The following is a 23,673-nucleotide window of genomic DNA, read 5'->3' as shown; positions in this document are numbered from 1 at the left end:
ATCAGGCGGCACGTATGATTGCGCCTCTTCAACCCGGCAGTCTGGCACCCGCGTTAGCGGCATTCAAACGTATTTATGGGTGCGACCAACGCAGGATTCTCAGCACGGTAGGCTTCGCACCGTCTGGATCGTTCATTTTCAGGATCACATCGCCATGCAGGTCAGCAAATCGAACAAGCTCGCCAACGTCTGCTACGACATTCGCGGCCCGGTGCTCAAGCACGCCAAACGCCTGGAAGAGGAAGGCCATCGCATCCTCAAGCTGAACATTGGCAACCCGGCGCCCTTTGGTTTCGAAGCGCCGGACGAAATCCTCCAGGACGTGATCCGCAACCTGCCCACCGCCCAGGGCTACAGCGATTCCAAAGGCCTGTTCAGTGCGCGCAAGGCGGTGATGCAGTATTACCAGCAGAAGCAGGTCGAAGGTGTCGGCATCGAAGACATCTACCTGGGCAACGGCGTGTCCGAACTGATCGTGATGTCGATGCAGGCCTTGCTCAACAATAGCGACGAAGTGCTGGTGCCGGCGCCGGACTACCCGCTGTGGACCGCCGCGGTGACCCTGGCCGGTGGCCGCCCGGTACACTACCTGTGCGACGAAGGCGCCGACTGGTTCCCGGACCTGGCCGACATCAAGGCCAAGATCACCCCGAACACCAAGGCGCTGGTCATCATCAACCCGAACAACCCGACCGGCGCCGTGTACTCGCGGGAAGTGCTGCTGGGCATGCTCGAGCTGGCGCGCCAGCACAACCTGGTGGTGTTCTCCGACGAGATCTACGACAAGATCCTCTACGACGACGCCGTCCACATCTGCACCGCCTCCCTCGCGCCGGACCTGCTCTGCCTGACCTTCAACGGCTTGTCCAAGTCCTACCGCGTGGCGGGTTTCCGCTCCGGCTGGGTCGCCATCTCCGGGCCCAAGCACAACGCCCAGAGCTACATTGAAGGCATCGACATGCTGGCCAATATGCGCCTGTGTGCCAACGTACCGAGCCAGCACGCGATCCAGACTGCGCTGGGAGGTTACCAGAGCATCAACGATCTGCTGCTGCCTCAGGGCCGCCTGTTGGAACAACGCAACCGCACCTGGGAATTGCTCAACGACATTCCCGGCGTCAGTTGCGTGAAGCCGATGGGTGCGCTGTACGCCTTCCCACGCATCGACCCGAAAGTCTGCCCGATCCTCAACGACGAGAAGTTCGTGCTCGACCTGCTGCTGTCGGAAAAGCTCCTGGTGGTGCAAGGCACCGCGTTCAACTGGCCGTGGCCGGATCACTTCCGCGTGGTGACCTTGCCGCGTGTGGATGACCTGGACATGGCCATCGGTCGCATCGGCAACTTCCTCAAGTCCTATCGCCAGTAACGACTATGACGCTGTACGACCGGGATCTGGTCGTACAGCGAGTATCTGGCAACACTTCTCTGCCCATTGCCCCGCTCCGCACTGCGTTTGCCCCTCTCCCAGCGCGTGCCCCTTATAATCAAAGGGCCGCGAGGCAACAGGAGGCTGATCAAGCGGGGCAATACAGGTGGGAAATTCCCTTCAAGACTCTACATTCAGGCTGTAGGACACAGTTTGAAATAGTCGCTCGGTTGAATCACCCCATGTCGCACCTTATATACCCCGCAGTACGCGACATATTTAGCATGAGGAGAACTCTACAACCATGATGCGCATCCTGCTGTTCTTGGCCACCAACCTGGCGGTCGTGCTGATTGCCAGCATCACCCTGAGCCTTTTCGGCTTCAACGGGTTCATGGCGGCCAACGGGGTTGATCTGAACCTCAATCAGCTGCTGATCTTCTGTGCGGTCTTTGGTTTTGCCGGCTCGCTGTTCTCGCTGTTCATCTCCAAGTGGATGGCGAAGATGAGCACCAGCACCCAGGTCATCACTCAGCCACGCACCCGGCATGAGCAATGGTTGCTGCAGACCGTCGAACAGTTGTCCCGCGAGGCCGGTATCAAGATGCCGGAGGTCGGGATCTTCCCGGCCTATGAAGCCAACGCCTTTGCCACCGGCTGGAACAAGAACGACGCGCTCGTTGCGGTGAGCCAGGGCATGCTGGAGCGCTTCTCCTACGATGAAGTCAAGGCGGTGCTGGCCCACGAGATCGGCCACGTGGCGAACGGTGACATGGTCACCCTGGCGCTGGTCCAGGGCGTGGTGAACACCTTCGTGATGTTCTTCGCGCGGATCATCGGCAACTTCGTCGACAAGGTGATCTTCAAGAACGAAGAAGGCCGCGGCATTGCCTACTACGTGGCAACCATCTTCGCTGAACTGGTGCTGGGCTTCCTGGCCAGCGCGATCGTCATGTGGTTCTCGCGCAAACGGGAATTTCGTGCGGACGAAGCCGGTGCCCGCCTGGCCGGCACCGGGGCGATGATTGCAGCCTTGCAGCACCTGCGCTCCGAACAAGGCCTGCCGGTGCATATGCCGGACAGCCTGACCGCGTTTGGCATCAACGGCGGCATCAAGCAGGGCCTGGCGCGCATGTTCATGAGCCACCCGCCGCTGGAAGAGCGGATTGACGCACTGCGTCGTCGCGGCTGACCGCTTGGCGGCGACACGGAAAGGGGCGATCTGATCGCCCCTTTTTTGTGGGCGCCTTGCCAGCCCAGGACTCAGCGCTTCGTGAGTCGGTAGACTCGCTCTTCCAGCCGGGTTACGCCGTCCTGAACGAACTTCCAGCTCTCACCCAAAACGTCCTGCTCCTCAAGCACTTCGAGGGCCCAGTGCGCCCCCAGCAGCGCCTTCACCTCATCATCGGTCACCGCAAACGGTGGGCCGGCCTTTTGCGTCTGGTCGTAGTCGAGGGTAATCAGCAACCCCTTGCAACCCGGCCCCAGAAGCGTATTGAGGTGCTCGGTGTAGCGCGCCCGCATCAGCGGCGGCAAGGCGATCAACGCCGCGCGATCATAAAGCGCCGTGCAATCGAGCAGCGCCTGCGCGTCCAGCGCGAAGAAATCACCGCACCACACCTCGATCACATCCGCCTGGTACACCTTGAACACGCCACGTTGGCTGATATGCGGTGTCAGCCCCTGCTCACTGAAGAATGCCTCAACCGCCTGCTCCGACAGCTCTACCCCGAGCACGCGACAGCCTTGACTGGCCAGCCACACCAGATCCAGGCTTTTGCCACACAAGGGCACCAGCACCTTTGCCCCCTGCGCGACCGCCAACTGCGGCCAGTGCCGTTGCAGATAGGGGTTGACCTCGGGCAAGTGAAAACCGATCTGATTACGTGCCCAGCGCTCCCGCCAAAACTGAGAATCCATACATCACCCTAAAAATTCGATCAAAAGGCGCTAAAACTTATATTAGATTTAGATCATTGATCTGGTTGAAGATGGGGCATGTTAACCCTGAGGGCCCTTCTAATGCTCCCCACTCTGTTTATCTCCCATGGTTCGCCCATGCTCGCCCTGCAACCCGGCGCCAGCGGCCCGGCTCTGCAGCGCCTGGCAGCTGAACTGCCACGGCCGAAGGCGATTGTGGTGGTGTCGGCGCATTGGGAAAGTCAGGAATTGCTGGTCAGCGGCAACGCCGCACCGGAAACCTGGCATGACTTCGGCGGCTTTCCGGCCGAGTTGTTTGCCGTGCAATACCCGGCGCCGGGCGACCCGCAATTGGCGCGCGAGATTGTCGAGTTGCTGCACGCCGATGGCTTGAATGCGCGCATCGATGAGCGCCGTCCCTTCGACCACGGCGCCTGGGTGCCGCTGTCGCTGATGTATCCGGCCGCGGATATCCCGGTGGTGCAAGTGTCCTTGCCCAGCCGTATGGGCCCTGCCCTGCAGACCCGGGTCGGACACGCCCTCGCCAGCCTGCGCGAACAAGGCGTGTTGCTGATCGGCTCCGGCAGCATCACCCACAACCTCGGTGAACTGGATTGGCACGCCGGGTCCGAAAGCATCGAGCCGTGGGCGCGGGCGTTTCGTGACTGGATGGTGGACAAGCTTGCCGCCAACGACGAAGCCGCGCTGCACGATTATCGCCGCCAGGCGCCCAACGCCGTGCGCAGCCATCCCAGTGATGAACATTTACTGCCGCTCTACTTTGCGCGGGGTGCCGGCGGCGACTTCAGCGTGGCGCACCAAGGCTTCACCATGGGCGCGCTGGGCATGGACATCTACCGCTTCGGCTGACGCACATCCCAATGCGCGGGCAAACCCAGATTGAGGGCCGCCCACAAAGCGAGCGCGGCCCAAGAAGAAAAACCGGAAATCCTCACCTGCGTGGGCCTTCCGGGTTTTTGCATCGCCAATATTTTCAAGGGGCGCAACTCCAACAGGCGTAGCGTTGAAACGCTACTCAGGCTCTATCAACAGCGCCTTCAGGCTTTCTTCTCATAACCTGCGCCCTGAAAAGAGAATTGTATTTCCTGACCTTTACCCGCTTCGCTGATCACCCGCTGCAGTCCCACCATCGAGTTCTTGTACCGGCCATAGAGCCCGTCACTCTTGATTTCACCCACCCTGACATTGCCCTTATCGTCTGTAGTAAAGGGGGCGGAGAAACTACCGCGAGTAGGCGCGATCTGCGAACTTCGGTCTATTTTCGCGCCGTAATGTTCGACGAAGCCTCTGTCTCTGCCAGCCAAGGCAAACTTCTGATCGACATAAATATCTTTGACATGCTGCTTGGGGCCCGGCATGTCGGCATCGGTAACGTCCTGAATAAACCCCCTCAACTTATGGGCATCCTCAGGATCTCGTTCTACCGTGAGGTTATATTTATTCCCAAATTTAAAATCTACCAAGGTGCTGTTACTGGCGCCTTTTCCCCCATCAAACTCGGGGCGGCCTTGTGGCGCCTTGAAATGCTCACCGTTTCCAGAAAACACAATCAGCGCCTTGCCATCCCCGCGCGGCTGCATCCCAATATAGCCACGGCCAAGAGGCCGACCTTGCGCATCATTGACGCCAAACTGCATCGCATAATAAATCCCTGCGTCCTTGCTTCCTTTTCGTTGAAGGCCTTCGTCGATACTCATTGGAAACGTAATGTTACTCAACCCAGCGCCAGGCGCGGACAGCGAGTAACTCAGGCCATACAACCCATTGGGCGATGTGGCTACCTTCTTGATTTCCAGTTTTGGATCGCTGACTTTATTAAGCGTTGACGTCGTGGTCGCAGACGCTACAGGCATGGATGGCGTATTTCTTCTTGAACGAGCGGCCGCGGCATCCGAAGCGAGTGCGCGCTCGGTCCACGGCAAACCGTGCTCGCGTGTTGGCTCTCGCGCCTGATTAACAGGCGGTTGGCTGGGAGGATAAGTCGCAGGCTCAGGCATTGTTTGTGGAAACAACTGTGAATTATTAATACGCATAACAGCCACAGCTCCTTTCTGGAAAAATCAATCAATAGCCGTCAAGCCCGGCGCCTATCCCTCGACACGGTCACAAGCGAACCTTTCCAACTTGAACAACTGACGAGAGCAGATTGAGAGCGTTTTTTACCCTTGAGCGATGCAACTCAGGTTTATCCGCCCCCGTCACTTGATAGTAAAAACTTTACGCAAAGCCGGCTGCCAGAAAGGCCGCTCAGAAACTCAGACTTTTCCTAAACCCGATAAGATCAGTAGCTGACCGTTATGGCCGACCACCCCACGACGATCCGCGCCAATTGCCGGGCAAAAAAAATCCCCGAACCAGTCGGGGATTTTTTTAGGTGCGATCAATCAGCCCAGGGGCGGATCAATCTTCGCGGTAGCGACGCAGCTTGAGCTGCTTACCGGCAACGCGTGTGTCTTTCAGCTTGGTCAGCAGTTTTTCCAGACCGTCTTCCGGCAGCTCCACCAGGGAGAAGCTGTCACGGACCTGGATGCGACCGATGGCCTCACGTGCCAGGCCACCCTCGTTGAGGATAGCGCCCAGCAGGTTCTTGGCCGCGATACCGTCACGCGCGCCCAGCGCGGTACGGCAGCGAGCACGACCTTCAGCCAATGGCACCGGAGCGCGACGCTCACGATCACCACGCTCAGGACGGTCGCCGGAACGCTCTGGACGATCACCGCGTGGCGCGTTGTTCGGTACCAGTGGGCGTTCTTTCTCGATGGCTGCCAGGGTCAGGGCCTGAGCGTTGGTGGCTTTGCGCAGCAGGGCTGCAGCCAGGGCACGCGGGGTGCAACCGATATCGGCGGTCAGGCGGTCCAGCAGGTCGCCGTGGGTCGATTCAGCGTCAGCCACCAGTGGCGACAGACTGTTGGTCAGTTTCTTGATGCGCGCATCGAGAACGGCCTGGGCATCCGGCAGGCGGACTTCAGCAACCTTCTGCCCGGTGACACGCTCGATCACTTGCAGCATGCGGCGCTCACGCGGCGTCACCAGCAGCAGTGCGCGACCTTCGCGACCCGCACGGCCGGTACGGCCGATACGGTGAACGTAGGACTCTGGATCGTAAGGCATGTCAACGTTGAACACGTGGGTGATACGTGGAACGTCGAGGCCACGAGCAGCTACGTCGGTCGCTACAACGATGTCCAGACGGCCATCCTTGAGGGAGTCGATCACGCGCTCACGTTGGTTCTGGGCGATGTCACCGTTCAGCGCAGCGGCTTTGTAGCCTTTGGCTTCGAGGGCACTGGCCAGGTCCAGGGTCGCTTGCTTGGTACGCACGAACATGATCAGCGCGTCGAAGTCTTCGACTTCCAGCAGGCTCAATACAGCCGAGGTCTTCTGGTCAGCGTGAACCAACAGGTGAGCCTGTTCGATCGCGGTAACGGTCTGAGTCTTGGTCTGGATCTTCACGTGTTGCGGATCGCGCAGGTGGCGTTCGGCAATGGCACGGATCGACTGCGGCAGGGTGGCCGAGAACAGCACGGTCTGACGGGTCGGTGGCAGTGCCTTGAAGATGACTTCCAGGTCATCCATGAAGCCCAGCTTCAACATTTCGTCAGCTTCGTCCAGAACCAGGTGGTTCACGGTCGACAGGACTTTCTCGTCACGACGCAGGTGGTCGCACAGACGACCCGGAGTGGCGACAACGATCTGTGCGCCATTACGGATAGCCTTGAGTTGCGGGCCCATCGGCGCGCCGCCGTAGACGGCCACAACGGTTACGCCTGGCATTTGCTTGGCGTAGGTTTCAAAAGCGGTTGCTACTTGCAGCGCCAACTCACGAGTTGGCGCCAGGATCAGGGCTTGCGGTTCGCGCTTGGCAGGATCGATGCAGTGCAGGATAGGCAGGGCGAACGCGGCGGTTTTACCGGTACCGGTTTGCGCCTGGCCAATCATGTCGTGGCCGGCCATGATGATCGGGATCGATTGCTGCTGAATCGCCGAAGGTTCTTCGTAGCCAGTCGCAATGACGGCAGCAAGAATGTTCGGGTTAAGATTAAAAGCGGCGAAGCCGCCGGTTTCCTGGGTCATGGGTCTGCCTCTAAGTGCATCCGCAAAGACCCATGCTCCAAAGCTGCGCATGCCGTGTTGAGACTCAAGAGTCGCCCTGGCTGCTTTGTCGGCGGGGATTTGCGAAAACGAATGAATGAAAAAGATTCGTCAAGGAAGAGTCCGCTGTGCGGACGTGCAGCCGAAGCTGACTTCGGGGAATTGCGCTACCTAAACGCGGCCCGGTTAAAGGCCGGCGCGCACTATACCGGAAATAGCTGAAAAAGGGAGCTTTTTTTATCGCAAAGCACCGATAAACCGCACTGCGTCACCGCCTTTGCGCAGATGGGCTCCAGGGTCTATTTTTCAAGTGCCCGGCCCTGTTGGCTGAAACGCTTAAACGGTTCATCCGCACACTCGGCCCCTTTGGTCCGAAACCCCTTACTGCGCCCGAGGGCACACCCGATGAATCAAGCCAGCAGCAGCCTCGTCAGCCGTGAACTCCTGGGTCATGTCCTGTTGTTGGGCCTGGATCGGGTCGCCAAGCGCAATGCCTTTGACCTGGATCTGCTCAACGCACTGAGCCTGGCCTATGGCGAATTTGATCGAAACGACGATGCGCGGGTGGCCGTGGTGTTCGCCCACGGCGACCACTTCACCGCCGGGCTGGACCTGGCCAACGTCAGCGCAGTGATGGCCGGAGGCTGGCAACCGCCACCGGGGGGCTGCGATCCCTGGGGCGTGTTCGCCGGCCCTCGGGTCGGCAAACCGGTGATCGTCGCCGCTCAGGGCTACTGCCTGACCCTTGGCATCGAGTTGATGCTGGCGGCGGATATCAATCTCTGCGCGAGCAACACTCGCTTCGCGCAGATGGAAGTACAACGTGGGATCTTTCCATTTGGTGGTGCGACGTTGCGCTTTCATCAAATAGCAGGCTGGGGCAACGCCATGCGCTGGCTGCTCACCGGCGATGAGTTCGATGCCCACGAAGCCCTGCGCCTGGGGTTGGTGCAGGAAGTGATGGCCAGCGAAGACCTGCTGCCGCGCGCCATCGAACTGGCCAGCCGCATCGCGCGCCAGGCACCCCTCGGCGTGCAAGCCACGTTGATGTCGGCCCGCCTGGCGCGCTTGGAGGGCGAAGCTGTCGCGGCCGCCGCGTTACCGCCGCTGGTCGCGCAATTGTTCAACAGCGAAGACGCCAAGGAAGGCGTGCGCGCCATGCTCGAGAAGCGCCCGGGGGTATTCAGGGGAATTTGAGTTGGCCGTGCCGCAGTCATCGCGAGCAAGCCCGCGCCCACATCGACCGCATTCCTTCAGGATGTGCTCGGTCAAATGTGGGAGTGGGCTTGCCCGCGATGACGCCCGTTCAGACAACTAGGTTGCCGGCCGAATCGCCTTGATCAATGGCTGCAACGAATAGCCCAATCGCGGTGCCAGCGCTTCGGCGCGGGCCGACAGCGCCGCAGCGTCCAGCGCCTGATCCAGCTCCGAAGGCACCAGCAGGATCACATTGCCCTCCTTCACCGGCAGCTCCCAATAATGCCGGTGATACAACCCGCGCAGCAGGGCCGCACCCAACGGCTTGCCGTCGTCGGTGGCCCACTGGTTGATCACCAGCCAACCGCCCGGGTTGAGTTTCTTCTGGCAGTTTTCCAGGAAGGTCCAGGCCAGGTGCCCGACGCCGGGGCCGACATCGGTGTACAGGTCGACGAAGATCAAGTCGGCCGTTTCGGCGGTTTCGAGCAGTTCCAGGGCGTCGCCAATGCGGATGTACAGGCGCGGATCGTCGTCCAGCCCCAGGAACTCAATGGCCAAGCGCGGCACCTCGGGGCGCAGCTCGATGGCTTCGACATCCTCCAGCGGCAGGAACTTGAGGCACGCCTGGGTCAGCGTGCCGGCGCCCAGGCCGAGGAACAACGCGCTTTCCGGCTGCTCGTGGCACAACGCACCGATCAGCATCGCACGGGTGTAGTCGTACTCCAGCCAGCTCGGGTCGGCGGTGAACACGCAGCTTTGCTCGATGGCGTCGCCAAACTCGAGAAAACGGTAATCGGCCACTTCGAGCACGCGGATCATGCCGAAGTCATCATGGACCTCGGCCAGCAGGCGCTCGACACGCTCCTCGCTCATCTACAACTCCTAACGGGTTCACCCCAGGGCAAAGGCGCGATTGTCGGCCAACCGGCGGCAACAGGTCACGCACTAATTGCTGATAACATTGGCGCCCGACCGTCAATCACCCTATCGAGTCCACGATGAGCCAACCCTGGAGCCCCGACAGCTGGCGCGCCCTGCCGATCCAGCAACAACCCCAGTACCCGGACGCTGCACACCTGTTACAGGTGGAGCAGAGCCTGGCCAGCTACCCGCCGCTGGTATTTGCCGGGGAGGCCCGCGAGTTGCGCCGCCAGTTTGCCGAGGTGACCCAGGGTCGCGCCTTCCTGCTGCAAGGCGGCGACTGCGCCGAGAGTTTTGCCGAGTTCTCCGCCGCAAAAATCCGCGACACCTTCAAGGTGCTGCTGCAGATGGCTATCGTGATGACCTTCGCCGCCGGCTGCCCGGTGGTGAAAGTCGGGCGCATGGCCGGCCAGTTCGCCAAGCCGCGCTCGTCCAACGATGAAACCATCGATGGCGTCACCTTGCCGGCCTACCGTGGCGATATCGTCAACGGCATCGGCTTCGACGAAAAAAGCCGTGTGCCGGACCCCGACCGCCTGCTGCAGTCCTACCACCAGTCCACCGCCACCCTTAACCTGCTGCGCGCGTTCGCCCAGGGCGGGTTTGCCGACCTGCACCAGGTACACAAGTGGAACCTGGACTTCATCGCCAACTCCGCACTGGCCGAGAAGTACAGCCAGTTGGCGAACCGTATCGACGAAACCCTGGCCTTCATGCGCGCCTGCGGCATGGACAGCTCGCCGCAACTGCGCGAAACCAGCTTCTTCACCGCCCACGAAGCGCTGCTGCTCAACTACGAACAAGCCTTCGTGCGCCGCGACAGCCTGACCAACGACTACTACGACTGCTCGGCCCACATGCTGTGGATCGGCGATCGCACCCGTCAGTTGGACGGCGCCCACGTCGAGTTCCTGCGCGGGGTACACAACCCGATCGGGGTCAAGGTCGGCCCGAGCATGAACCCGGATGACCTGATCCGCCTGATCGACATCCTCAACCCGGACAACGACCCCGGCCGCTTGAACCTGATCGCGCGCATGGGCGCCAACAAGGTCGGCGACCACCTGCCGGCGCTGCTTCGCGCCGTGCAGCGTGAGGGCAAACAGGTGCTGTGGAGCTCCGACCCGATGCACGGCAACACGATCAAGGCCAGCAGCGGCTACAAGACCCGCGACTTTGCGCAGATCCTCGGCGAGGTGAAGGAATTCTTCCAGGTACACGAGGCCGAAGGCACCTATGCCGGCGGGATTCATATCGAGATGACCGGGCAGAACGTCACCGAATGCATCGGCGGCGCGCGGCCGATCACCGAAGATGGCTTGTCGGACCGCTACCACACCCACTGCGACCCACGGATGAATGCCGATCAGTCGCTGGAGCTGGCGTTCCTGATCGCAGAGACGTTGAAGCAAGTAAAACGGTGACCCCATTCGGTAGGCGCGAGCTTGTTCGCGAAAAACCTGAGAATGCCGCGGGGTGTCGGTTTCCCGCGTCATCGTTAACGTTTCTCGCGAGCAAGCTCGGGCCTACCGTGATGTGAGCATCGCCGCCCTTAATCGGTCGGCACTCGGCCGTGGGCAATTGAGCTGCACCTGTTCGAGCCCTAGCCAATCGGCCATTTGCCGCAAGTTCAGCGCCAGCGCACACATCCCCTCCTCGTCCAGCCCCGGCTCTTCTTCATGCACCGCATGCACGGCCAGGCGGCCGTGGGCGCGTTCGGCACGCAGGTCGACGCGCGCGGCGATCCGCTCGTTGTGCAGAAACGGCAGCACGTAGTAGCCGTACACCCGCTTGTCCTGCGGCGTGTAAATCTCCAGCCGATAACGGAAATCGAACAGCCGCTCGGTGCGGCTGCGCTCCCAGATCAGCGAATCGAACGGCGACAACAGTGCGCTGGCCGGCACCTTGCGCGGTACTTTCGGCTCCGGCAGGCAGTAGGCCGGCTGCTTCCAGCCCTGCACGCGGCACATCAGCAATTGGCCGTCTTCGACCAGCTCGGCCAAACGGCTGCGAGTGTCGGCGGGGTCCAGGCGGAAATAATCGCGCAGATCTTTTTCGCTGCCCACACCCAGCGCAGTCGCACTGTGCAGCAGCAAACCGCGCTGAGCCTCGGCCTCGCTCAACGGGGCCTGGTGCAGCCGGTCGCCGGGAATGACGCGCTCGGGCAAATCGTAGAGCCGCTCGAACCCGCGCCGACCGGCAACCGTGACCAGGCCAGCGGCGAACAGCCATTCCAGCGCGTGCTTTTCATCGCTCCAGTCCCACCACGGGCCGGCGCGCTCGGCGCGGGTCGACAGACTGCCTGCACCCAAGGCGCCCTGTTGTTCGACAGTGTTCAACACGCGCTGGATGATGGCCTGCTGCTCGCGACCAAAACGCGCCATCTGCGCGTAGATCCCCTGCCCTTGTTTTGCCCGCTCCATGCGCCAGCGCATCAAGGGGTACAGCGCCATCGGCAACAACGAGGCCTCATGCCCCCAATACTCGAACAACGAACGCTGTCGGCCCTGGCTCCAGGCCGCCTGCTCAAGCAGTGACGGGGCGTACTGACCCAGGCGGGAAAACAACGGCAGGTAATGGGAGCGCACCACGGCATTGACCGAATCGATCTGCAGCACACCCAGGCGGTCGATCAAGCGGTTGAGGTGTGCGGCCTTGATCAATGCAGGCGCCTGGCGCCCGGAAAAGCCCTGGGCGGCCAGTGCCATGCGGCGCGCTTGCTTGAGGGAAAACGACAGGTCGGCGGGCATGGGCATCTCCGTATGAACGTGCCGACCACCCTACTGCATCCTCGGTCATTTTCGCAGTGGGTCTTCCCAGAAATGCCGATGGGTTTCGTGCTCCACGTCAGCGCGGCTCAGCCCGATATCCTTGAGCGCCGCATCGCTCAGCGTGGCCACTAACCGACGCTCGTGCCGCAATACCTGCCACCGCGCAATCGCTTGGAACAGCCCGGAAAGCGGCCGCTTCGTCCATCCTGCACAACCTGTTTGACCTTTCATCTTCTCGCCCTCCCTTGGGGATGACGCGAGTGTGTGCCGGCAGCTATGATCAACCCAACGAATGTTTCTTATGAAATACATCTCAGGAATTGATCAATTGGCCGCCTACCCAAGCATCGACACCGACGTGCTGCGCACCTTCGTCGCCATCGCCGACCAGGGTGGGTTTACCCGTGCCGGCGAGCAGGTCAACCGCACCCAATCGGCGGTCAGCATGCAGATGAAGCGCCTGGAAGAAGACGTGCTGCAGCGCAAACTGTTCGAGCGCGACGGCCGCCAAGTGCGGCTGACGCCGGAGGGCCAGGTGCTGCTGGGGTATGCGCGGCGCATCCTGAAACTGCACAGCGAGGTGTTCAACACCCTGCGAGAACCGCATATGGTCGGGCTGGTACGCATCGGCACCCCGGACGACTATGTGATGCGCTTCCTGCCGGGGATTCTCAAACAGTTTTCCAAGGCCTACCCGTTGATCCAGATCGAGATGCACTGCGAGGCATCCACCGTGCTGATGCAACGGCGGGATCTGGCGTTGACGGTGATCAGCCGCGAGCCCGGCAATGATATCGGCGAGCTATTGCGCACCGAGCGCGTGGTGTGGGCCGCGGCGCCGTGTTTCTGCGTGGACGAGCACGACGCCCTGCCACTGGCGATGTCCGGCGCCGATTGCCTTTACACCCAGTGGGCGCGCACCTCACTGGATACCGTCGGGCGCAATTATCGCCTGGCCTACAACAGCACCAACGGGGCGGCGATCCAGGCCGTGGTCAGCGCCGGCCTGGCAGTGATGGTCAGCATGGAAAGCCTGGTGACGGATGACCTGCGCGTGCTCGGCAGTGACGAGGGTTTCCCACCCTTGCCGTCGATGAATCTGCGCTTGTTACGCAACCCGCTGATGACGTCACCTATCACCGAATGCCTGGCGGAGTACATCATCGACGGCTTCAAACCTTAAACATCAGCATCACGGCGCACACCACCAGGAAACCGCAGAACAAACCGCGCAACAGGCGCTCCGGCAGAGCGTGGGCGACTTTTACACCCCAACTGATGCTGAGCAGGCCACCGACCGCCAGGGGGATGCCGATCATCCAGTCCACTTCGTGGTGCCAGGCGTAAGTGACAAGAGTCACCCCGGTGCTGGGCAGCGCCAAGGCCAGGGACAAGCCTTGGGCCACCACCTGGGTGGTGCCGAACACACTGGTCAGCACTGGCGTGGCGACCACCGCACCACCGACACCGAACAAACCGCCCATAGAGCCGGAGACCGCGCCCAACACCCCGAGCCACGGCCAGGCATGGCGCATCTGTGCCGTCGGCGGCGCATTGCGGGTGAACATGCGCAGCAGGTTGTAGGCCGACAGCGCCAGCAGAAATGCGATAAAGCCGACACGCATCGCGCCGGCGTCCAGGCCCACGGCCCAGATCGAGCCGAGCCAGGCAAAGCTGAAGCCCATCACCCCCAGCGGCAGCGCGTGGCGCAGTTCAATGCGATTACGCTGGTGATAACGCCACAGCGCGAGCATCACGTTGGGCACCACCATCACCAGCGCGGTGCCTTGGGCGATCTGCTGATCGAGGCCGAACAGCACGCCGAGCACCGGGATGGCAATCAACCCGCCGCCAATGCCGAACAGGCCGCCCACCGTGCCCAATGCCGCGCCCATAACCAAGTACATCGCTAAATCCAACACCACGCATTACTCCACAATCCCAAGCCTTGCATGCTACGCAGTCCGCTCTGGCGCGGATACGCACAGCAACGCACAATGGCTGTGCCAATCCCGCATAAGCGTCGACCGATGAACCCGCATATCCTCACCGACCAACTCAGCCTGTTTCTCGATGTGCTGGAAACCGGCAGTTTTTCCGCCGCCGCGCGTCGCCATCCGCTGACGCCCTCCGCCGTGGCCCGGCGTATCGACAGCCTGGAAAGCTCGGTGGGCAGCCGCTTGTTCCAGCGCAGCACCCACGCGGTGCTGCCGACACCGGCCGGCCTGGCGTTCGCCGAACGCGCGCGGCGCATCGTCACCGAGTTGCAATTGGCACGGGCGGAAGCGGTGTCCTTGAGCCATGCGCCGGAAGGCTTGATTCGCGTGGACGCACCGGCGGCGTTCGGTCGACGGCATCTGGCGCCGGTGATCGCCGACTTCCTGAACGTCTACCCGGGGCTAGATGTACACCTGCATTTGATCGACAGCTTCGTGGACATGCAGGGCGCGCACCTGGGCAAGGTCGATCTGGTGCTGCGTGCCGGGCATATCGTCGACACCCGGCTGATCGCCACGCCGCTGGCCAGCATCGTGCGAATTGCCTGTGCCAGCCCGGCCTACCTGAAAAACCGTGGCACGCCGACCCATCCGCGAGACCTCAGCGAACACGACGGCCTGGACTGGGATGGCCTGGCGCCGATCTTCGCCTGGCGCTTCGAACTGGACGGGCGTCGCGCCACCTATCGCCCGCAACGCATCCGCATGAGCGCCAACAACGCCGAAGCCCTGCTCTCCGGTGCCCTGGCCGGCCTGGGTATCGCGCACCTGCCCACCTGGCTGGCGAGTGAATACCTGGTCCGCGGCGAACTCTTGCCTCTGTTTTGCGAAAACGGCCTGCCCAGCCCGGAGACCACCGGCATCTATGCGCTGCGCCTGGAACAACAGCCGAACGCACGTAGCCGCTTGTTGCTCGAATACCTGAAATCGCGCTTCAGCCCAGTGCCGCCCTGGGACCTGGCGCTGCAAAGCGGATTGGTCTGACCCCCGGACAGAATTACCTGGCGCATTAAAGATTTGCCCGCTAGATTCCAGCCCAGATACGCTTTTTTTGAGGCAGCACCATGAGCAAAAATCCCGATCCTTGCCAATCCCTGTTGCTGGATAACCAGCTGTGCTTCGCCCTGCACTCCACTTCATTGCTGATGACCAAGGTCTACAAGCCGCTGCTGCAAGCCCTCGGCCTGACCTATCCGCAGTACCTGGCCATGATGGTGCTGTGGGAAGAAGATGGCTTGACTGTCGGCGAAATCAGCAGCCGCCTGCTGACCGATCCCGGCTCCCTGACCCCCCTGCTCAAGCGCCTGGAAGCCGAGGGCCTGCTCAGCCGCACGCGCAGTCGCGAAGACGAGCGAGTGGTGGTGGTGGAACTGACCGACGCCGGCCGTGCCTTGCAAGACAAGGCCAAGGGGATTCCTCAGTGCATCCTCGGCGCCAGCGGCCTGGAGCTGGAGCAACTGCGCAAGCTGCAAGCTGATTTGATTGCGTTGCGGGGCAATCTGCAAGGCGCGGTCTAAACACACCCAAGCCCAATACCTGCGGAGGGGGCAATCCCCTCCCACAGGTGGTTTTGAGGTGCCCTTACGAAAAAATCCTGAAATTTATCTTGCGCACTAAACATTAGCGCTATACATTCATCTCACCAACTACTTAGCGCGCAAACATTTAGCGCAAAACACCAAGAGGGCAACACCATGCAAACGCTCTATACCGCAGTAGCCACCGCCACCGGCGGCCGTGATGGTCGTGCCGTGTCCAACGACAACATCCTCGACGTCAAACTCTCCACCCCCAAGGAACTCGGCGGTGCCGGCGGTCAGGCCACCAACCCGGAACAATTGTTCGCCGCCGGCTACTCGGCCTGCTTTATCGGCGCACTGAAATTCGTCGCCAGCCAGACCAAACGCAAAATTCCGGATGATGCGTCGATCACTGCCCATGTCGGCATCGGTCAGATCCCGGGTGGCTTCGGTCTGGATATCGACCTGCACATCAGCCTGCCGGGCCTGGCCCAGGACGACGCGCAAAGCCTGGTCGACGCTGCCCACCAAGTCTGCCCGTACTCCAACGCCACCCGCGGCAACGTCGATGTGCGTCTGCACGTCACCGTCTAACCCGCGCGGCTCGCCAACGACACGCCGCCAGCCACGTGCCGGTGTTGCGGCAAGCATCGGATGAGCTGAGGCAATACTTGAAGTGACAGGTAAACGCCCACAAAAAAGCCCGACTCAAGGTCGGGCTTTTTTCGTACCGGTGGGGCCAGAATTACTTCTTGGCGCGACCTTTGTACGAACCGCCTTCACGGGTGTCGATCTCGATCATGTCGTCGATTTCGATGAAATCGGCCACTTGCAGTTCGGTACCGTTAGCCAGCTTGGCAGGCTTCATGACTTTGCCCGAAGTGTCGCCGCGAGCGGAACCTTCGGTGTAGGCAACCTTACGCACGATAGTGGTCGGCAGCTCTACGGAAACCAGGCGGTCTTCGAAGAAGATGGCTTCGCAGACGTCGTCCATACCTTCTTCCACGAACGGCAGAACGGCTTCGATATCTTCAGCGTTCAGCTCGTACATGGTGTAGTCGGTGGTGTCCATGAACGTGTAAGAGTCACCGCTGATGAAAGACAGGGTCGCTTCTTTACGGTCGAGGATCACGTCGTCCAGCTTGTCATCAGCGCTGTAAACGGTTTCGGTCTTGTAACCAGTCAGCAGGTTTTTCAGCTTGGTCTTCATGATCGCGCTGTTACGGCCCGACTTGGTGAACTCAGCTTTCTGAACCAACCAAGGATCGTTGTCGATACGGATTACCATACCGGGTTTCAGTTCTTTACCAGTTTTCATTGCGTATATCCGAAATTTGGATGGGGTTTACAAAAATCAAGGTGGCGTATCATATCCAACTTTCATAAAACTGTACCAGCGCCGTCGCAAGATCCGCCTGCAAGGCCTGTTCCAGACACCATGTTTCGGCGTGTGCAGCCACTTCCGGCCAGTGTTCCAGCAGCTTTTTCCACGGCAGGGCCATATCACCCTCGGTGTTCCAGGCCTGCCAAAGCGCTACCACCGCGACTTTTGCCGCCGGCGAGAGGGCTGCGGTGTACAGCTCCAGAAAGGCGTCGAGCTTGTCCAGGTGGATGTCTTCGTCCTGGCGATAGATGTGCCACAGCAACGGGCGCCCGGCCCATTGGGCCCGCACGAACGAGTCTTCGCCGCGCACGGCGTTGAACTCGCAACACCACAGCAGGCGGTCATATTGCTCCTGGCGCACGAACGGCAGCACCTGCACGGTCAGGGCGTCGCGCTGATGAGTATCGCCCGCCGCCAGCCGGTCCACGCCGAGCCAGCGCTGCACATCGCCGAGGATGCGCCCTTCCGGCACCAGCAGATGAGTGGCGCGCCCGTCCGTCGCCAACACGTCCAGCCAACCGGCAAGCGCGGCATTTTCGTAGGCAAACAGCGACATCAGCCGCGCACCGGTTGCGGGAAATACGCCCAGGCTTTGCAGGAAATATTTCTGCGCGCCAGCATCCTGCTGAAACGCCTGACGCTGTTGCAGCAACCCCGCCTCACGCAACAGGCCACCGGTGCCGGGCCGGAAGCCGGGAAAGAAGAAGTACTTCTGCACCCCCTTGAACTTCACCGACGGCAGACGATGGCACCCCACCACCCAGTCCTCGGCACTCAGGTAGTCCAGGTTCATCCACAACGGCGCGTGCTCGCGCGCGGCCATCGCATCCATGTAGTCAGGCGGCAACTGGCAGGCAAACGCGGCGATCACCACATCCGCCGATGGCGTGGCCGACCACTGCGCCGGCCAATGGCGCACGTCGACGCCCTCTTGCCATTGCTGCTCCAGCCGTACATCAATCTCCGGACACATGCGTTCGAAGGCCCGCAGGTCATCGACCCATAAGCGCACGTCACAGGCGTGCTCCACCACCAATTGCCGGGCCAGACGCCAAGTCACGCCAATGTCGCCGTAGTTGTCGACGACGCTGCAAAAAATATCCCAGCGGGCTTTCATTCCGGGCTCCCACGCTCAAAGGCTCGATTGTCCGCATAAATGCCCCGATGCAGAAGGCTTGATCGCGATTATTCTGCACGGTGGCTGTGCGACAATCGCCGCCACGCCGTAAATGCCTGCCAGGAGGCCGCCATGTCTGACCGTCCGCTGTCGTTGTTCAAGCTTTGTCTCGCTATCGCCCTGGGCGTGTGGCTGGGGTTTATCGCGATTGCGCTGACCACCTGGCTGGCGTCGCGCTATCTGTTCCCGCAGAGCCTGGCGCCGGTCGCCCAGGCCGTCGAGCAACTCGGCAAGCCCGCGCCGGTCGCGGTGGAACCGCCGAACCGCCTGTTCGAGCAGTATCAAGAGAACCTGCGCAAGCAGGAACAACGGCAGAGCCTGGATCAGGCGCGCAACAATGCGCGCAACCTGTCCAACCCCAAATGCCAGTTCTGGCTGCAACAGGACCAGAACGCGCCCAATGAAAAGAGCAAGGCGAATGTCCTGCAATTTTGCGAATGATCAAGCCCAACCATGAATAAACACGCCGTCCTCCAGTTGATCCTGGAAAAACTCAGCGTCGACCTCGACATCGCCCAGCGCGCCGCGCAGACCGCCTACGAAACCGCGACCCACGAAGAAAACATCGCCGAAAACAAATACGACACCCTCGGCCTGGAAGCGTCTTACCTGGCGGCCGGGCAGGCCAAGCGGGTGGAAGAAATCAAGCAGTCGCTGGCACTGTGCCAGAACCTGCAACTGCAGCTGCGTGCATACGATGAGCAACGGGGCATAGAAGTCGGCGCGCTAGTGGGCCTGGAGGACGAAAACGGTCGCCAGCAATGGTTGTTCCTGGCGCCGGATGCTGCGGGTTTGAAAGTCGATGTGGTGGGGCAACCGGTCACCGTCATCACCCCGCGCTCGCCCCTGGGCCACAGCCTGCTGGGCAAGTTCGAAGGCGATGAGGTGGAAATCCTGGTGGCGGGCGCCCGGCAACACTTTACGGTGACCGAGGCCCGCTGAAACCACTCAGTGGACGGGCAGTTCTACGCCGTCGAACAACTCTTCCAGTTCCTGCTTGTTGTGGCACTGGATCGCCTTGGCCATGACTTCGCGCGTCAGGTGCGGGGCGAATTTCTCGATGAAGTCGCACATGAAACCACGCAGGAACGTGCCACGACGGAAACCGATCTTGGTCACGCTGGACTCGAACAACTCGCTGGCGTCGAGCACGACCAGGTCTTTATCGAGCTGGGTGTCGACCGCCATCTTGGCGACGATCCCCACGCCCAGGCCCAGGCGAACGTAAGTCTTGATCACGTCGGCGTCGGCGGCGGTGAACACCACTTTCGGCGTGAGGCCGCGGTGGCTGAAGGCTTCGTCGAGCTTGGAGCGGCCGGTAAAGCCGAACACATAAGTCACGATCGGGTATTCCGCCAGGGCTTCCAGGGTCAGCTTCGGCAGCTTGGCCAGCGGGTGGCCTTGCGGCACCACCACACAACGGTTCCAGCGATAGCACGGCATCATCACCAAGTCGCCGAACAACTCCAGGGCCTCCGTTGCAATCGCGAAATCGACGGTGCCGTCGGCGGCCATTTCAGCGATCTGCATCGGCGACCCCTGGTGCATGTGCAGGGCCACGTCCGGGTATTGCTTGATGAAATCGCGGATCACCGGCGGCAACGCATACCGTGCCTGGGTGTGGGTGGTCGCGATCGACAGGGTGCCCTTCTTCTCGTTGGAGAATTCCTGGGCGATCTGCTTGATGCTTTCGACTTTACGCAGGATCTCGCCGGCGGTGGTGATGATGCGCTCACCGGCCGGGGTGACGCGGGTCAGGTGCTTGCCGCTGCGGGCGAACACTTCGACACCCAGCTCGTCTTCGAGCAGGCGGATCTGTTTGCTGATACCCGGTTGCGAGGTGTACAGGCTTTGAGCGGTAGCGGAAACGTTGAGATCGTGGTGCGCCACTTCCCAGATGTAGCGCAGTTGTTGAAGCTTCATATGTATCCCTCAAAGCAGATAGACGCCACGGGTATCAGCGACGATATATAACTATATTAAAGGTTAGACGGATAAATCTAGAACTTTTTATCTATCACTCCCCCTCACACGTCATCACTGCGTCGACGTTGTAACGATGGCACCAGGTAAACCGGCACCGGAGACAGCTGCAACACCCGCGCGGCAGTGCGCCCAAGGGGTGTGGCCGCGGCCGTTGCGTGGCTATGACTGCCTACGATCAACAAATCCACGGAAAGTTTACGCAACTGGTCGAGAATCACCTCGCACGGGTCACCCTGGATCACCCGCACCGAGTGGATCAGTTGCAAGTCTTGCGCGCCGTCCCCCAGCTCCTCGCGAAAACTCTCAAGGACCCGCTGCTCGATCGTCGCCATCACTGTGCTCAGGCCCTGGCTCTGCCATTCGTTCAGGGCCTTTTCATCAAGGTAGCTTTGCAACACCGATTCGGCGAACAGCCCGATGGGTTCGACCACATGAATCACCGACAGCTCAGCCTTGAACGTTCGCGCCAGCGCCAGCGCATGTTGCATCACATAAGGCGCATACAGACCAAGGTCCGTGGCATACAGCATCGAACGGATCATAAAACCTCCTGGACTGCCAGGATGGCGGAGATTGAATGAGCTTAGCAGCGCCTTGGGGAATTAGACTGACTTAGCTCGGCGTCTGAACCTTCACCTCATTACTGATGCCATGGGGCACATGCCCGGTGGCCACCACCTCCCTGGCTTTCTCGCAATGGCCGGCCTGGTCGTCGAAAAAAACGTCGGCGGCGAACGCCTCCAGGAACGCGGATTTCTCCAGGCCGCCGAGGAACAACGACTCGTCCAGGCGGATATCCCACTCGCGCAGGGTACGGATCACCCGCTCGTGGGACGGCGCCGACCGGGCGGTGACCAGGGCAGTGCGGATCGGGCAGGCCGCGTCCGGAAACTCACGCTGCAACAGGTTCAGCGCCGCGAGGAAGCCCTTGAAGGGGCCGCCATGCAACGGCTGGCGCGCCGATTCGCGCTCGCTGGCCTGGAACGCTTCCAGCCCGCCCTGTTGGTAAACGCGCTCCGACTCGTCGGAAAACAACACCGCATCGCCATCGAATGCGATCCGCAGTTCCTCGCTCGATGCACGGCGCGCGCCGCCCGACAGAATCGTCGCCGCGGCGAACCCGGCATCGAGCGCACTGCGCACATCGTCAGCATGGGTCGAAAGAAACAGATGGCAACCAAACGCAGCCAAATAAGGATATGGACTACGCCCTCCTACGAAAGCGGCGCGGGAAATGTCCAACCCGTAATGCTGGATCGAATTGAACACGCGCAGGCCGGTGTCGGCACTGTTGCGCGACACCAGCACCACCTCGACCCGGGCCCGGCCCAGGCTGGCGTTGAGGCTCAGCAGCTTTTTGACCAGCGGGAAGGCATCGCCCGGCTCGAGCGTTTCTTCTTCGTGCTCGATCTGGTATTTGCGGTAGGCCTCCACGCCTTGGGCCAGGTAGACCTTGTGGCTATCGCTCAAGTCGAACAGGGCCCGCGATGAAATCGCCAGCACCAGTTTGTCGCCCAATCCGTTTGCCATGGTGGTTCCCCCCAATCAGCGGTTATGCCGATCAATAAAACTCAAGGCCTGATACAACGCCTGCATGCGCGGCAGCTCGCAGCCGGCGGCCTTGGCGGCGGCGAGTGGGCGAGCGTAGATCGCCGCCAGTTCCAGCGGGCGTTTATGGATATGGTCGTGGTACATGCTGGGCAGGTAGTCGTCCATGCTTTCGGTCATAGTAAACATCTGCTCGGCATAGCTGGCCGGAATCTCATGACCGCAGGCGTGAGCGCCCTTCACCACTTCGGCCATCAGCGCCTGGATCAGTTCGCGGCTGGACTCGTCCGCCATCATCGCCGTGGTGCCACAGCCCAACAGCACGGAGAGACCGTTATAAGGCACGTTCCACACCAGCTTGTGCCAGCGCGCCAGGTGTACGTTGGCCATGGCCTGGGACTCGATGCCGGCCTGATGAAACAACGCGGCGCCTGCTTCGACAATCGCCTTCTGGCGCGCTTCGTCGTTGGCGGCGGTGCCGCTGTGATAACCCAGGTTGACCCGGCCCAACGCCTGATGCTCGACGACGCCGGGGGCGGAACGGTGTACGCCGATATAGCACAGCCCACCGAGCAGATGCAGGGACGCCGGCAAGTGTTCGCGCAGGCTGTCTTCGACGTCGAGGCCATTTTGCAGCAACACCACCTTGGCGTCGGGCGCCGCGACCTGGGCGATGGTCGGGGCCAGGTCGACATTGCCCGTGGATTTGGTGCCTACCAGCAGCCAGTCGCACGGCGGCATGTCGGCGGCGTGGGCGTAGGCCTGCACGGGGTTCAGGTGCAAGGTGCCATGCACGCTGCTGTTGAGGCGCAGGCCACGCTCACTGACCGCTGCGTATTCGCTGCGCAGCAGGAAATGCACATCGAAGCCGGCGCGCGCCAGCATCAGGCCGTAGAAACCACCGATGGCGCCGGTGCCGATAATGCCAATGCGTGGCGACAATGCGGTCATGGCAAATCCTCTGGAGTGCGGGTAAGCGCTTGATGAATAGCGTCGGTAAGCTCGGAAGGTGTAAGACGTGTCTGTATCTGCCCGAAGAATTGACCCTCGCACACCACGAACAGCGCCGGCAAATGAAAGACCTGATAACGTTCCACCGCGCCGCCGTTGTGCCCGGCATCCACCCAGCACAACCGATCCACCGGCAACTGCCAGCCCGGTAGCTGCTGATGCGCCCAACGGCAACCGGAACAGCCCACGCTGGTAAACAGCACGAGCGAAATGCCTGGTAATCCCAGCAGTTGCTGGTCAATATCCAGGTCGGTCAATGCCTGCTCCTTCACTATACTGCTGCCACCGCCGTCGACTGGACGGTGCTCGGAGTCCGTGTACATGGGTCGTTTTTTACCTCATCCTGATGATGTCGCTGCCCTGTTGATCCAACGTCCCTCTCCCCCCATTCCCCGCCAACGCCTGCACACTATCGGCCTGGGCGGCATCGCCTGCAATTGCCCGCGTGCCTGGCGCCAGGGTACAGCGGTTGACCTGCATATCCCGTCCCTGGGCGCCGGGGCCCGCTACCCGGGCTATGTGGCATGGTGCCGCAAGGTAGAAGACGGCTATCGCGTCGGCATCTCGTTTACCGATGAACATGCGTTGTTCGGCGCACGCATGGGTGAGCAAGCATGCCGGATAGAGCGCTACTGCCGCCAGCACGAAGACGCCGAGTCGACGCCCGAGCAGTTCGAAACCATGGCCCGCGAGTGGGTGGCGCGGCATGCCGGTGAATTCTCCCATGAGGCGTTTGTAGCGCCGGCACTGGATTAAAGCGGG

The 23,673-nt window shown here is 61.3% G+C and carries 26 protein-coding genes; 12 read left to right on the top strand and 14 right to left on the bottom strand.

Annotation, left to right across the window (positions count from 1 at the left end):
• The first annotated feature begins 154 nt into the window (after positions 1 to 154).
• Together PverR02_RS09025 and htpX are read left to right on the top strand one after the other, a co-directional pair.
• Entirely contained in the window at positions 155 to 1,366 is a 1,212-nt protein-coding gene (locus PverR02_RS09025; protein ID WP_017849409.1) for a pyridoxal phosphate-dependent aminotransferase, read from the top strand.
• Positions 1,367 to 1,670: 304 nt separating this feature from the next.
• A complete protein-coding gene (htpX, locus tag PverR02_RS09020) occupies positions 1,671 to 2,558 on the top strand; it encodes a protease HtpX (protein ID WP_017849408.1) in 888 nt (295 codons plus the stop codon).
• 71 nt (positions 2,559 to 2,629) lie between these two features.
• Here the strand turns inward: htpX and PverR02_RS09015 are convergent, their stop codons facing one another.
• The gene (locus PverR02_RS09015) at positions 2,630 to 3,286 is read right to left on the bottom strand and encodes a thiopurine S-methyltransferase (RefSeq protein WP_079443157.1); all 657 of its coding nucleotides are present in this window, start codon (positions 3,284 to 3,286) and stop codon (positions 2,630 to 2,632) included.
• Between the two features lie 102 nt (positions 3,287 to 3,388).
• Here PverR02_RS09015 and PverR02_RS09010 point away from each other — a divergent pair, with 102 nt between their 5' ends.
• The gene (locus PverR02_RS09010; protein ID WP_026140336.1) at positions 3,389 to 4,156 is read left to right on the top strand and encodes a DODA-type extradiol aromatic ring-opening family dioxygenase; all 768 of its coding nucleotides are present in this window, start codon (positions 3,389 to 3,391) and stop codon (positions 4,154 to 4,156) included.
• Positions 4,157 to 4,344: 188 nt separating this feature from the next.
• Here the strand turns inward: PverR02_RS09010 and PverR02_RS09005 are convergent, their stop codons facing one another.
• Positions 4,345 to 5,340, bottom strand: a complete 996-nt coding sequence (locus PverR02_RS09005) for a hypothetical protein (protein WP_227778804.1) — start codon at positions 5,338 to 5,340, stop codon at positions 4,345 to 4,347.
• Positions 5,341 to 5,707: 367 nt separating this feature from the next.
• Entirely contained in the window at positions 5,708 to 7,381 is a 1,674-nt protein-coding gene (locus PverR02_RS09000) for a DEAD/DEAH box helicase (RefSeq protein WP_017849506.1), read from the bottom strand.
• A 423-nt stretch (positions 7,382 to 7,804) separates the two neighbouring features.
• Between PverR02_RS09000 and PverR02_RS08995 the strand changes: the two genes are divergently transcribed.
• Positions 7,805 to 8,596: a crotonase/enoyl-CoA hydratase family protein gene (locus PverR02_RS08995; protein WP_017849507.1), complete on the top strand. Its 792-nt coding sequence runs from the start codon at positions 7,805 to 7,807 to the stop codon at positions 8,594 to 8,596.
• Between the two features lie 117 nt (positions 8,597 to 8,713).
• Here PverR02_RS08995 and PverR02_RS08990 read toward each other — a convergent pair whose 3' ends face one another.
• Positions 8,714 to 9,469 (bottom strand): spermidine synthase, encoded by a 756-nt coding sequence (locus tag PverR02_RS08990; RefSeq protein ID WP_017849508.1) that lies wholly within the window; start codon positions 9,467 to 9,469, stop codon positions 8,714 to 8,716.
• 125 nt (positions 9,470 to 9,594) lie between these two features.
• Here PverR02_RS08990 and PverR02_RS08985 point away from each other — a divergent pair, with 125 nt between their 5' ends.
• Positions 9,595 to 10,941, top strand: a complete 1,347-nt coding sequence (locus PverR02_RS08985) for a class II 3-deoxy-7-phosphoheptulonate synthase (RefSeq protein WP_017849509.1) — start codon at positions 9,595 to 9,597, stop codon at positions 10,939 to 10,941.
• A gap of 102 nt (positions 10,942 to 11,043) precedes the next feature.
• Here PverR02_RS08985 and PverR02_RS08980 read toward each other — a convergent pair whose 3' ends face one another.
• Complete coding sequence (locus tag PverR02_RS08980; RefSeq protein ID WP_079443155.1) at positions 11,044 to 12,267, bottom strand: winged helix-turn-helix domain-containing protein; 1,224 nt, start codon at positions 12,265 to 12,267, stop codon at positions 11,044 to 11,046.
• A gap of 45 nt (positions 12,268 to 12,312) precedes the next feature.
• Complete coding sequence (locus PverR02_RS08975) at positions 12,313 to 12,519, bottom strand: DUF1127 domain-containing protein (protein WP_167379481.1); 207 nt, start codon at positions 12,517 to 12,519, stop codon at positions 12,313 to 12,315.
• Between the two features lie 70 nt (positions 12,520 to 12,589).
• Between PverR02_RS08975 and PverR02_RS08970 the strand changes: the two genes are divergently transcribed.
• Positions 12,590 to 13,471 carry a LysR family transcriptional regulator gene (locus PverR02_RS08970; RefSeq protein ID WP_032805034.1) on the top strand — a complete coding sequence of 294 codons (882 nt, stop codon included), beginning with the start codon at positions 12,590 to 12,592 and terminating at the stop codon, positions 13,469 to 13,471.
• Here PverR02_RS08970 and PverR02_RS08965 read toward each other — a convergent pair.
• Positions 13,461 to 14,210, bottom strand: a complete 750-nt coding sequence (locus tag PverR02_RS08965) for a sulfite exporter TauE/SafE family protein (protein WP_046385336.1) — start codon at positions 14,208 to 14,210, stop codon at positions 13,461 to 13,463. The genes PverR02_RS08970 and PverR02_RS08965 overlap by 11 nt on opposite strands.
• A 108-nt stretch (positions 14,211 to 14,318) precedes the next feature.
• On the opposite strand from PverR02_RS08965, the gene PverR02_RS08960 reads away from it, so the two are divergent.
• The 3 genes from PverR02_RS08960 to PverR02_RS08950 all read left to right on the top strand — a co-directional run bounded on the left by PverR02_RS08960 (position 14,319) and on the right by PverR02_RS08950 (position 16,399).
• Positions 14,319 to 15,269: a LysR family transcriptional regulator gene (locus PverR02_RS08960; protein WP_046384239.1), complete on the top strand. Its 951-nt coding sequence runs from the start codon at positions 14,319 to 14,321 to the stop codon at positions 15,267 to 15,269.
• An 80-nt stretch (positions 15,270 to 15,349) separates the two neighbouring features.
• A complete protein-coding gene (locus PverR02_RS08955; RefSeq protein ID WP_026140352.1) occupies positions 15,350 to 15,802 on the top strand; it encodes a MarR family winged helix-turn-helix transcriptional regulator in 453 nt (150 codons plus the stop codon).
• Positions 15,803 to 15,979: 177 nt separating this feature from the next.
• Positions 15,980 to 16,399: an organic hydroperoxide resistance protein gene (locus PverR02_RS08950; RefSeq protein WP_010211852.1), complete on the top strand. Its 420-nt coding sequence runs from the start codon at positions 15,980 to 15,982 to the stop codon at positions 16,397 to 16,399.
• Between the two features lie 151 nt (positions 16,400 to 16,550).
• Here PverR02_RS08950 and PverR02_RS08945 read toward each other — a convergent pair whose 3' ends face one another.
• The gene (locus PverR02_RS08945) at positions 16,551 to 17,123 is read right to left on the bottom strand and encodes an elongation factor P (RefSeq protein ID WP_079443153.1); all 573 of its coding nucleotides are present in this window, start codon (positions 17,121 to 17,123) and stop codon (positions 16,551 to 16,553) included.
• A gap of 49 nt (positions 17,124 to 17,172) precedes the next feature.
• Positions 17,173 to 18,306, bottom strand: coding sequence for an elongation factor P maturation arginine rhamnosyltransferase EarP (gene earP, locus PverR02_RS08940; protein WP_079443152.1), 1,134 nt, complete (start codon positions 18,304 to 18,306; stop codon positions 17,173 to 17,175).
• Between the two features lie 132 nt (positions 18,307 to 18,438).
• On the opposite strand from earP, the gene PverR02_RS08935 reads away from it, so the two are divergent.
• Positions 18,439 to 18,807, top strand: a complete 369-nt coding sequence (locus PverR02_RS08935; protein WP_017849518.1) for an alpha-amylase family protein — start codon at positions 18,439 to 18,441, stop codon at positions 18,805 to 18,807.
• A 12-nt stretch (positions 18,808 to 18,819) separates the two neighbouring features.
• Entirely contained in the window at positions 18,820 to 19,308 is a 489-nt protein-coding gene (locus tag PverR02_RS08930) for a GreA/GreB family elongation factor (RefSeq protein ID WP_046384241.1), read from the top strand.
• 6 nt (positions 19,309 to 19,314) lie between these two features.
• Here PverR02_RS08930 and cysB read toward each other — a convergent pair whose 3' ends face one another.
• The 5 genes from cysB to PverR02_RS08905 all read right to left on the bottom strand — a co-directional run bounded on the left by cysB (position 19,315) and on the right by PverR02_RS08905 (position 23,234).
• On the bottom strand, positions 19,315 to 20,289 hold the full coding sequence (gene cysB, locus PverR02_RS08925; RefSeq protein ID WP_017849520.1) for an HTH-type transcriptional regulator CysB: 975 nt from the start codon (positions 20,287 to 20,289) through the stop codon (positions 19,315 to 19,317).
• 104 nt (positions 20,290 to 20,393) lie between these two features.
• Entirely contained in the window at positions 20,394 to 20,894 is a 501-nt protein-coding gene (locus tag PverR02_RS08920) for a universal stress protein (protein ID WP_046384242.1), read from the bottom strand.
• 70 nt (positions 20,895 to 20,964) lie between these two features.
• Positions 20,965 to 21,882: a 5'-nucleotidase gene (locus PverR02_RS08915; protein ID WP_046384243.1), complete on the bottom strand. Its 918-nt coding sequence runs from the start codon at positions 21,880 to 21,882 to the stop codon at positions 20,965 to 20,967.
• 15 nt (positions 21,883 to 21,897) lie between these two features.
• Positions 21,898 to 22,851, bottom strand: coding sequence for a putative 2-dehydropantoate 2-reductase (locus PverR02_RS08910; protein ID WP_046384244.1), 954 nt, complete (start codon positions 22,849 to 22,851; stop codon positions 21,898 to 21,900).
• Positions 22,848 to 23,234: a YbbN family protein gene (locus PverR02_RS08905; RefSeq protein ID WP_017849524.1), complete on the bottom strand. Its 387-nt coding sequence runs from the start codon at positions 23,232 to 23,234 to the stop codon at positions 22,848 to 22,850. Before PverR02_RS08905 ends, PverR02_RS08910 begins: the two co-directional genes overlap by 4 nt.
• Between PverR02_RS08905 and PverR02_RS08900 the strand changes: the two genes are divergently transcribed.
• On the top strand, positions 23,233 to 23,667 hold the full coding sequence (locus PverR02_RS08900; protein ID WP_017849525.1) for a PilZ domain-containing protein: 435 nt from the start codon (positions 23,233 to 23,235) through the stop codon (positions 23,665 to 23,667). The genes PverR02_RS08905 and PverR02_RS08900 overlap by 2 nt on opposite strands.
• Positions 23,668 to 23,673 lie beyond the last annotated feature (6 nt).

It is taken from the genome of Pseudomonas veronii, from assembly GCF_002028325.1.
In the GTDB taxonomy this organism is placed as follows: Bacteria; Pseudomonadota; Gammaproteobacteria; order Pseudomonadales; family Pseudomonadaceae; genus Aquipseudomonas; species Aquipseudomonas veronii.
Note: the sequence above shows the minus strand (reverse complement) of the source record. Positions and strands in the feature narration are given on the sequence as shown.

Bases quoted from the DNA above. Each gene is read 5' to 3' on its own strand.
- PverR02_RS08915 (WP_046384243.1), bottom strand. From the start codon at position 21,882: ATGGCAAACGGATTGGGCGACAAACTGGTGCTGGCGATTTCATCGCGG.
- PverR02_RS08995 (WP_017849507.1), top strand. From the start codon at position 7,805: ATGAATCAAGCCAGCAGCAGCCTCGTCAGCCGTGAACTCCTGGGTCAT.
- PverR02_RS08935 (WP_017849518.1), top strand. From the start codon at position 18,439: ATGTCTGACCGTCCGCTGTCGTTGTTCAAGCTTTGTCTCGCTATCGCC.
- htpX (WP_017849408.1), top strand. From the start codon at position 1,671: ATGATGCGCATCCTGCTGTTCTTGGCCACCAACCTGGCGGTCGTGCTG.
- PverR02_RS08985 (WP_017849509.1), top strand. From the start codon at position 9,595: ATGAGCCAACCCTGGAGCCCCGACAGCTGGCGCGCCCTGCCGATCCAG.
- PverR02_RS09005 (WP_227778804.1), bottom strand. From the start codon at position 5,340: ATGCGTATTAATAATTCACAGTTGTTTCCACAAACAATGCCTGAGCCT.
- PverR02_RS08975 (WP_167379481.1), bottom strand. From the start codon at position 12,519: ATGAAAGGTCAAACAGGTTGTGCAGGATGGACGAAGCGGCCGCTTTCC.
- PverR02_RS08920 (WP_046384242.1), bottom strand. From the start codon at position 20,894: ATGATCCGTTCGATGCTGTATGCCACGGACCTTGGTCTGTATGCGCCT.
- PverR02_RS08905 (WP_017849524.1), bottom strand. From the start codon at position 23,234: ATGTACACGGACTCCGAGCACCGTCCAGTCGACGGCGGTGGCAGCAGT.
- PverR02_RS08930 (WP_046384241.1), top strand. From the start codon at position 18,820: ATGAATAAACACGCCGTCCTCCAGTTGATCCTGGAAAAACTCAGCGTC.
- PverR02_RS08990 (WP_017849508.1), bottom strand. From the start codon at position 9,469: ATGAGCGAGGAGCGTGTCGAGCGCCTGCTGGCCGAGGTCCATGATGAC.
- PverR02_RS08980 (WP_079443155.1), bottom strand. From the start codon at position 12,267: ATGCCCGCCGACCTGTCGTTTTCCCTCAAGCAAGCGCGCCGCATGGCA.
- PverR02_RS09010 (WP_026140336.1), top strand. From the start codon at position 3,389: ATGCTCCCCACTCTGTTTATCTCCCATGGTTCGCCCATGCTCGCCCTG.
- PverR02_RS08970 (WP_032805034.1), top strand. From the start codon at position 12,590: ATGAAATACATCTCAGGAATTGATCAATTGGCCGCCTACCCAAGCATC.
- cysB (WP_017849520.1), bottom strand. From the start codon at position 20,289: ATGAAGCTTCAACAACTGCGCTACATCTGGGAAGTGGCGCACCACGAT.
- PverR02_RS09025 (WP_017849409.1), top strand. From the start codon at position 155: ATGCAGGTCAGCAAATCGAACAAGCTCGCCAACGTCTGCTACGACATT.
- PverR02_RS08960 (WP_046384239.1), top strand. From the start codon at position 14,319: ATGAACCCGCATATCCTCACCGACCAACTCAGCCTGTTTCTCGATGTG.
- earP (WP_079443152.1), bottom strand. From the start codon at position 18,306: ATGAAAGCCCGCTGGGATATTTTTTGCAGCGTCGTCGACAACTACGGC.
- PverR02_RS08910 (WP_046384244.1), bottom strand. From the start codon at position 22,851: ATGACCGCATTGTCGCCACGCATTGGCATTATCGGCACCGGCGCCATC.
- PverR02_RS09000 (WP_017849506.1), bottom strand. From the start codon at position 7,381: ATGACCCAGGAAACCGGCGGCTTCGCCGCTTTTAATCTTAACCCGAAC.
- PverR02_RS09015 (WP_079443157.1), bottom strand. From the start codon at position 3,286: ATGGATTCTCAGTTTTGGCGGGAGCGCTGGGCACGTAATCAGATCGGT.
- PverR02_RS08955 (WP_026140352.1), top strand. From the start codon at position 15,350: ATGAGCAAAAATCCCGATCCTTGCCAATCCCTGTTGCTGGATAACCAG.
- PverR02_RS08945 (WP_079443153.1), bottom strand. From the start codon at position 17,123: ATGAAAACTGGTAAAGAACTGAAACCCGGTATGGTAATCCGTATCGAC.
- PverR02_RS08950 (WP_010211852.1), top strand. From the start codon at position 15,980: ATGCAAACGCTCTATACCGCAGTAGCCACCGCCACCGGCGGCCGTGAT.
- PverR02_RS08900 (WP_017849525.1), top strand. From the start codon at position 23,233: ATGGGTCGTTTTTTACCTCATCCTGATGATGTCGCTGCCCTGTTGATC.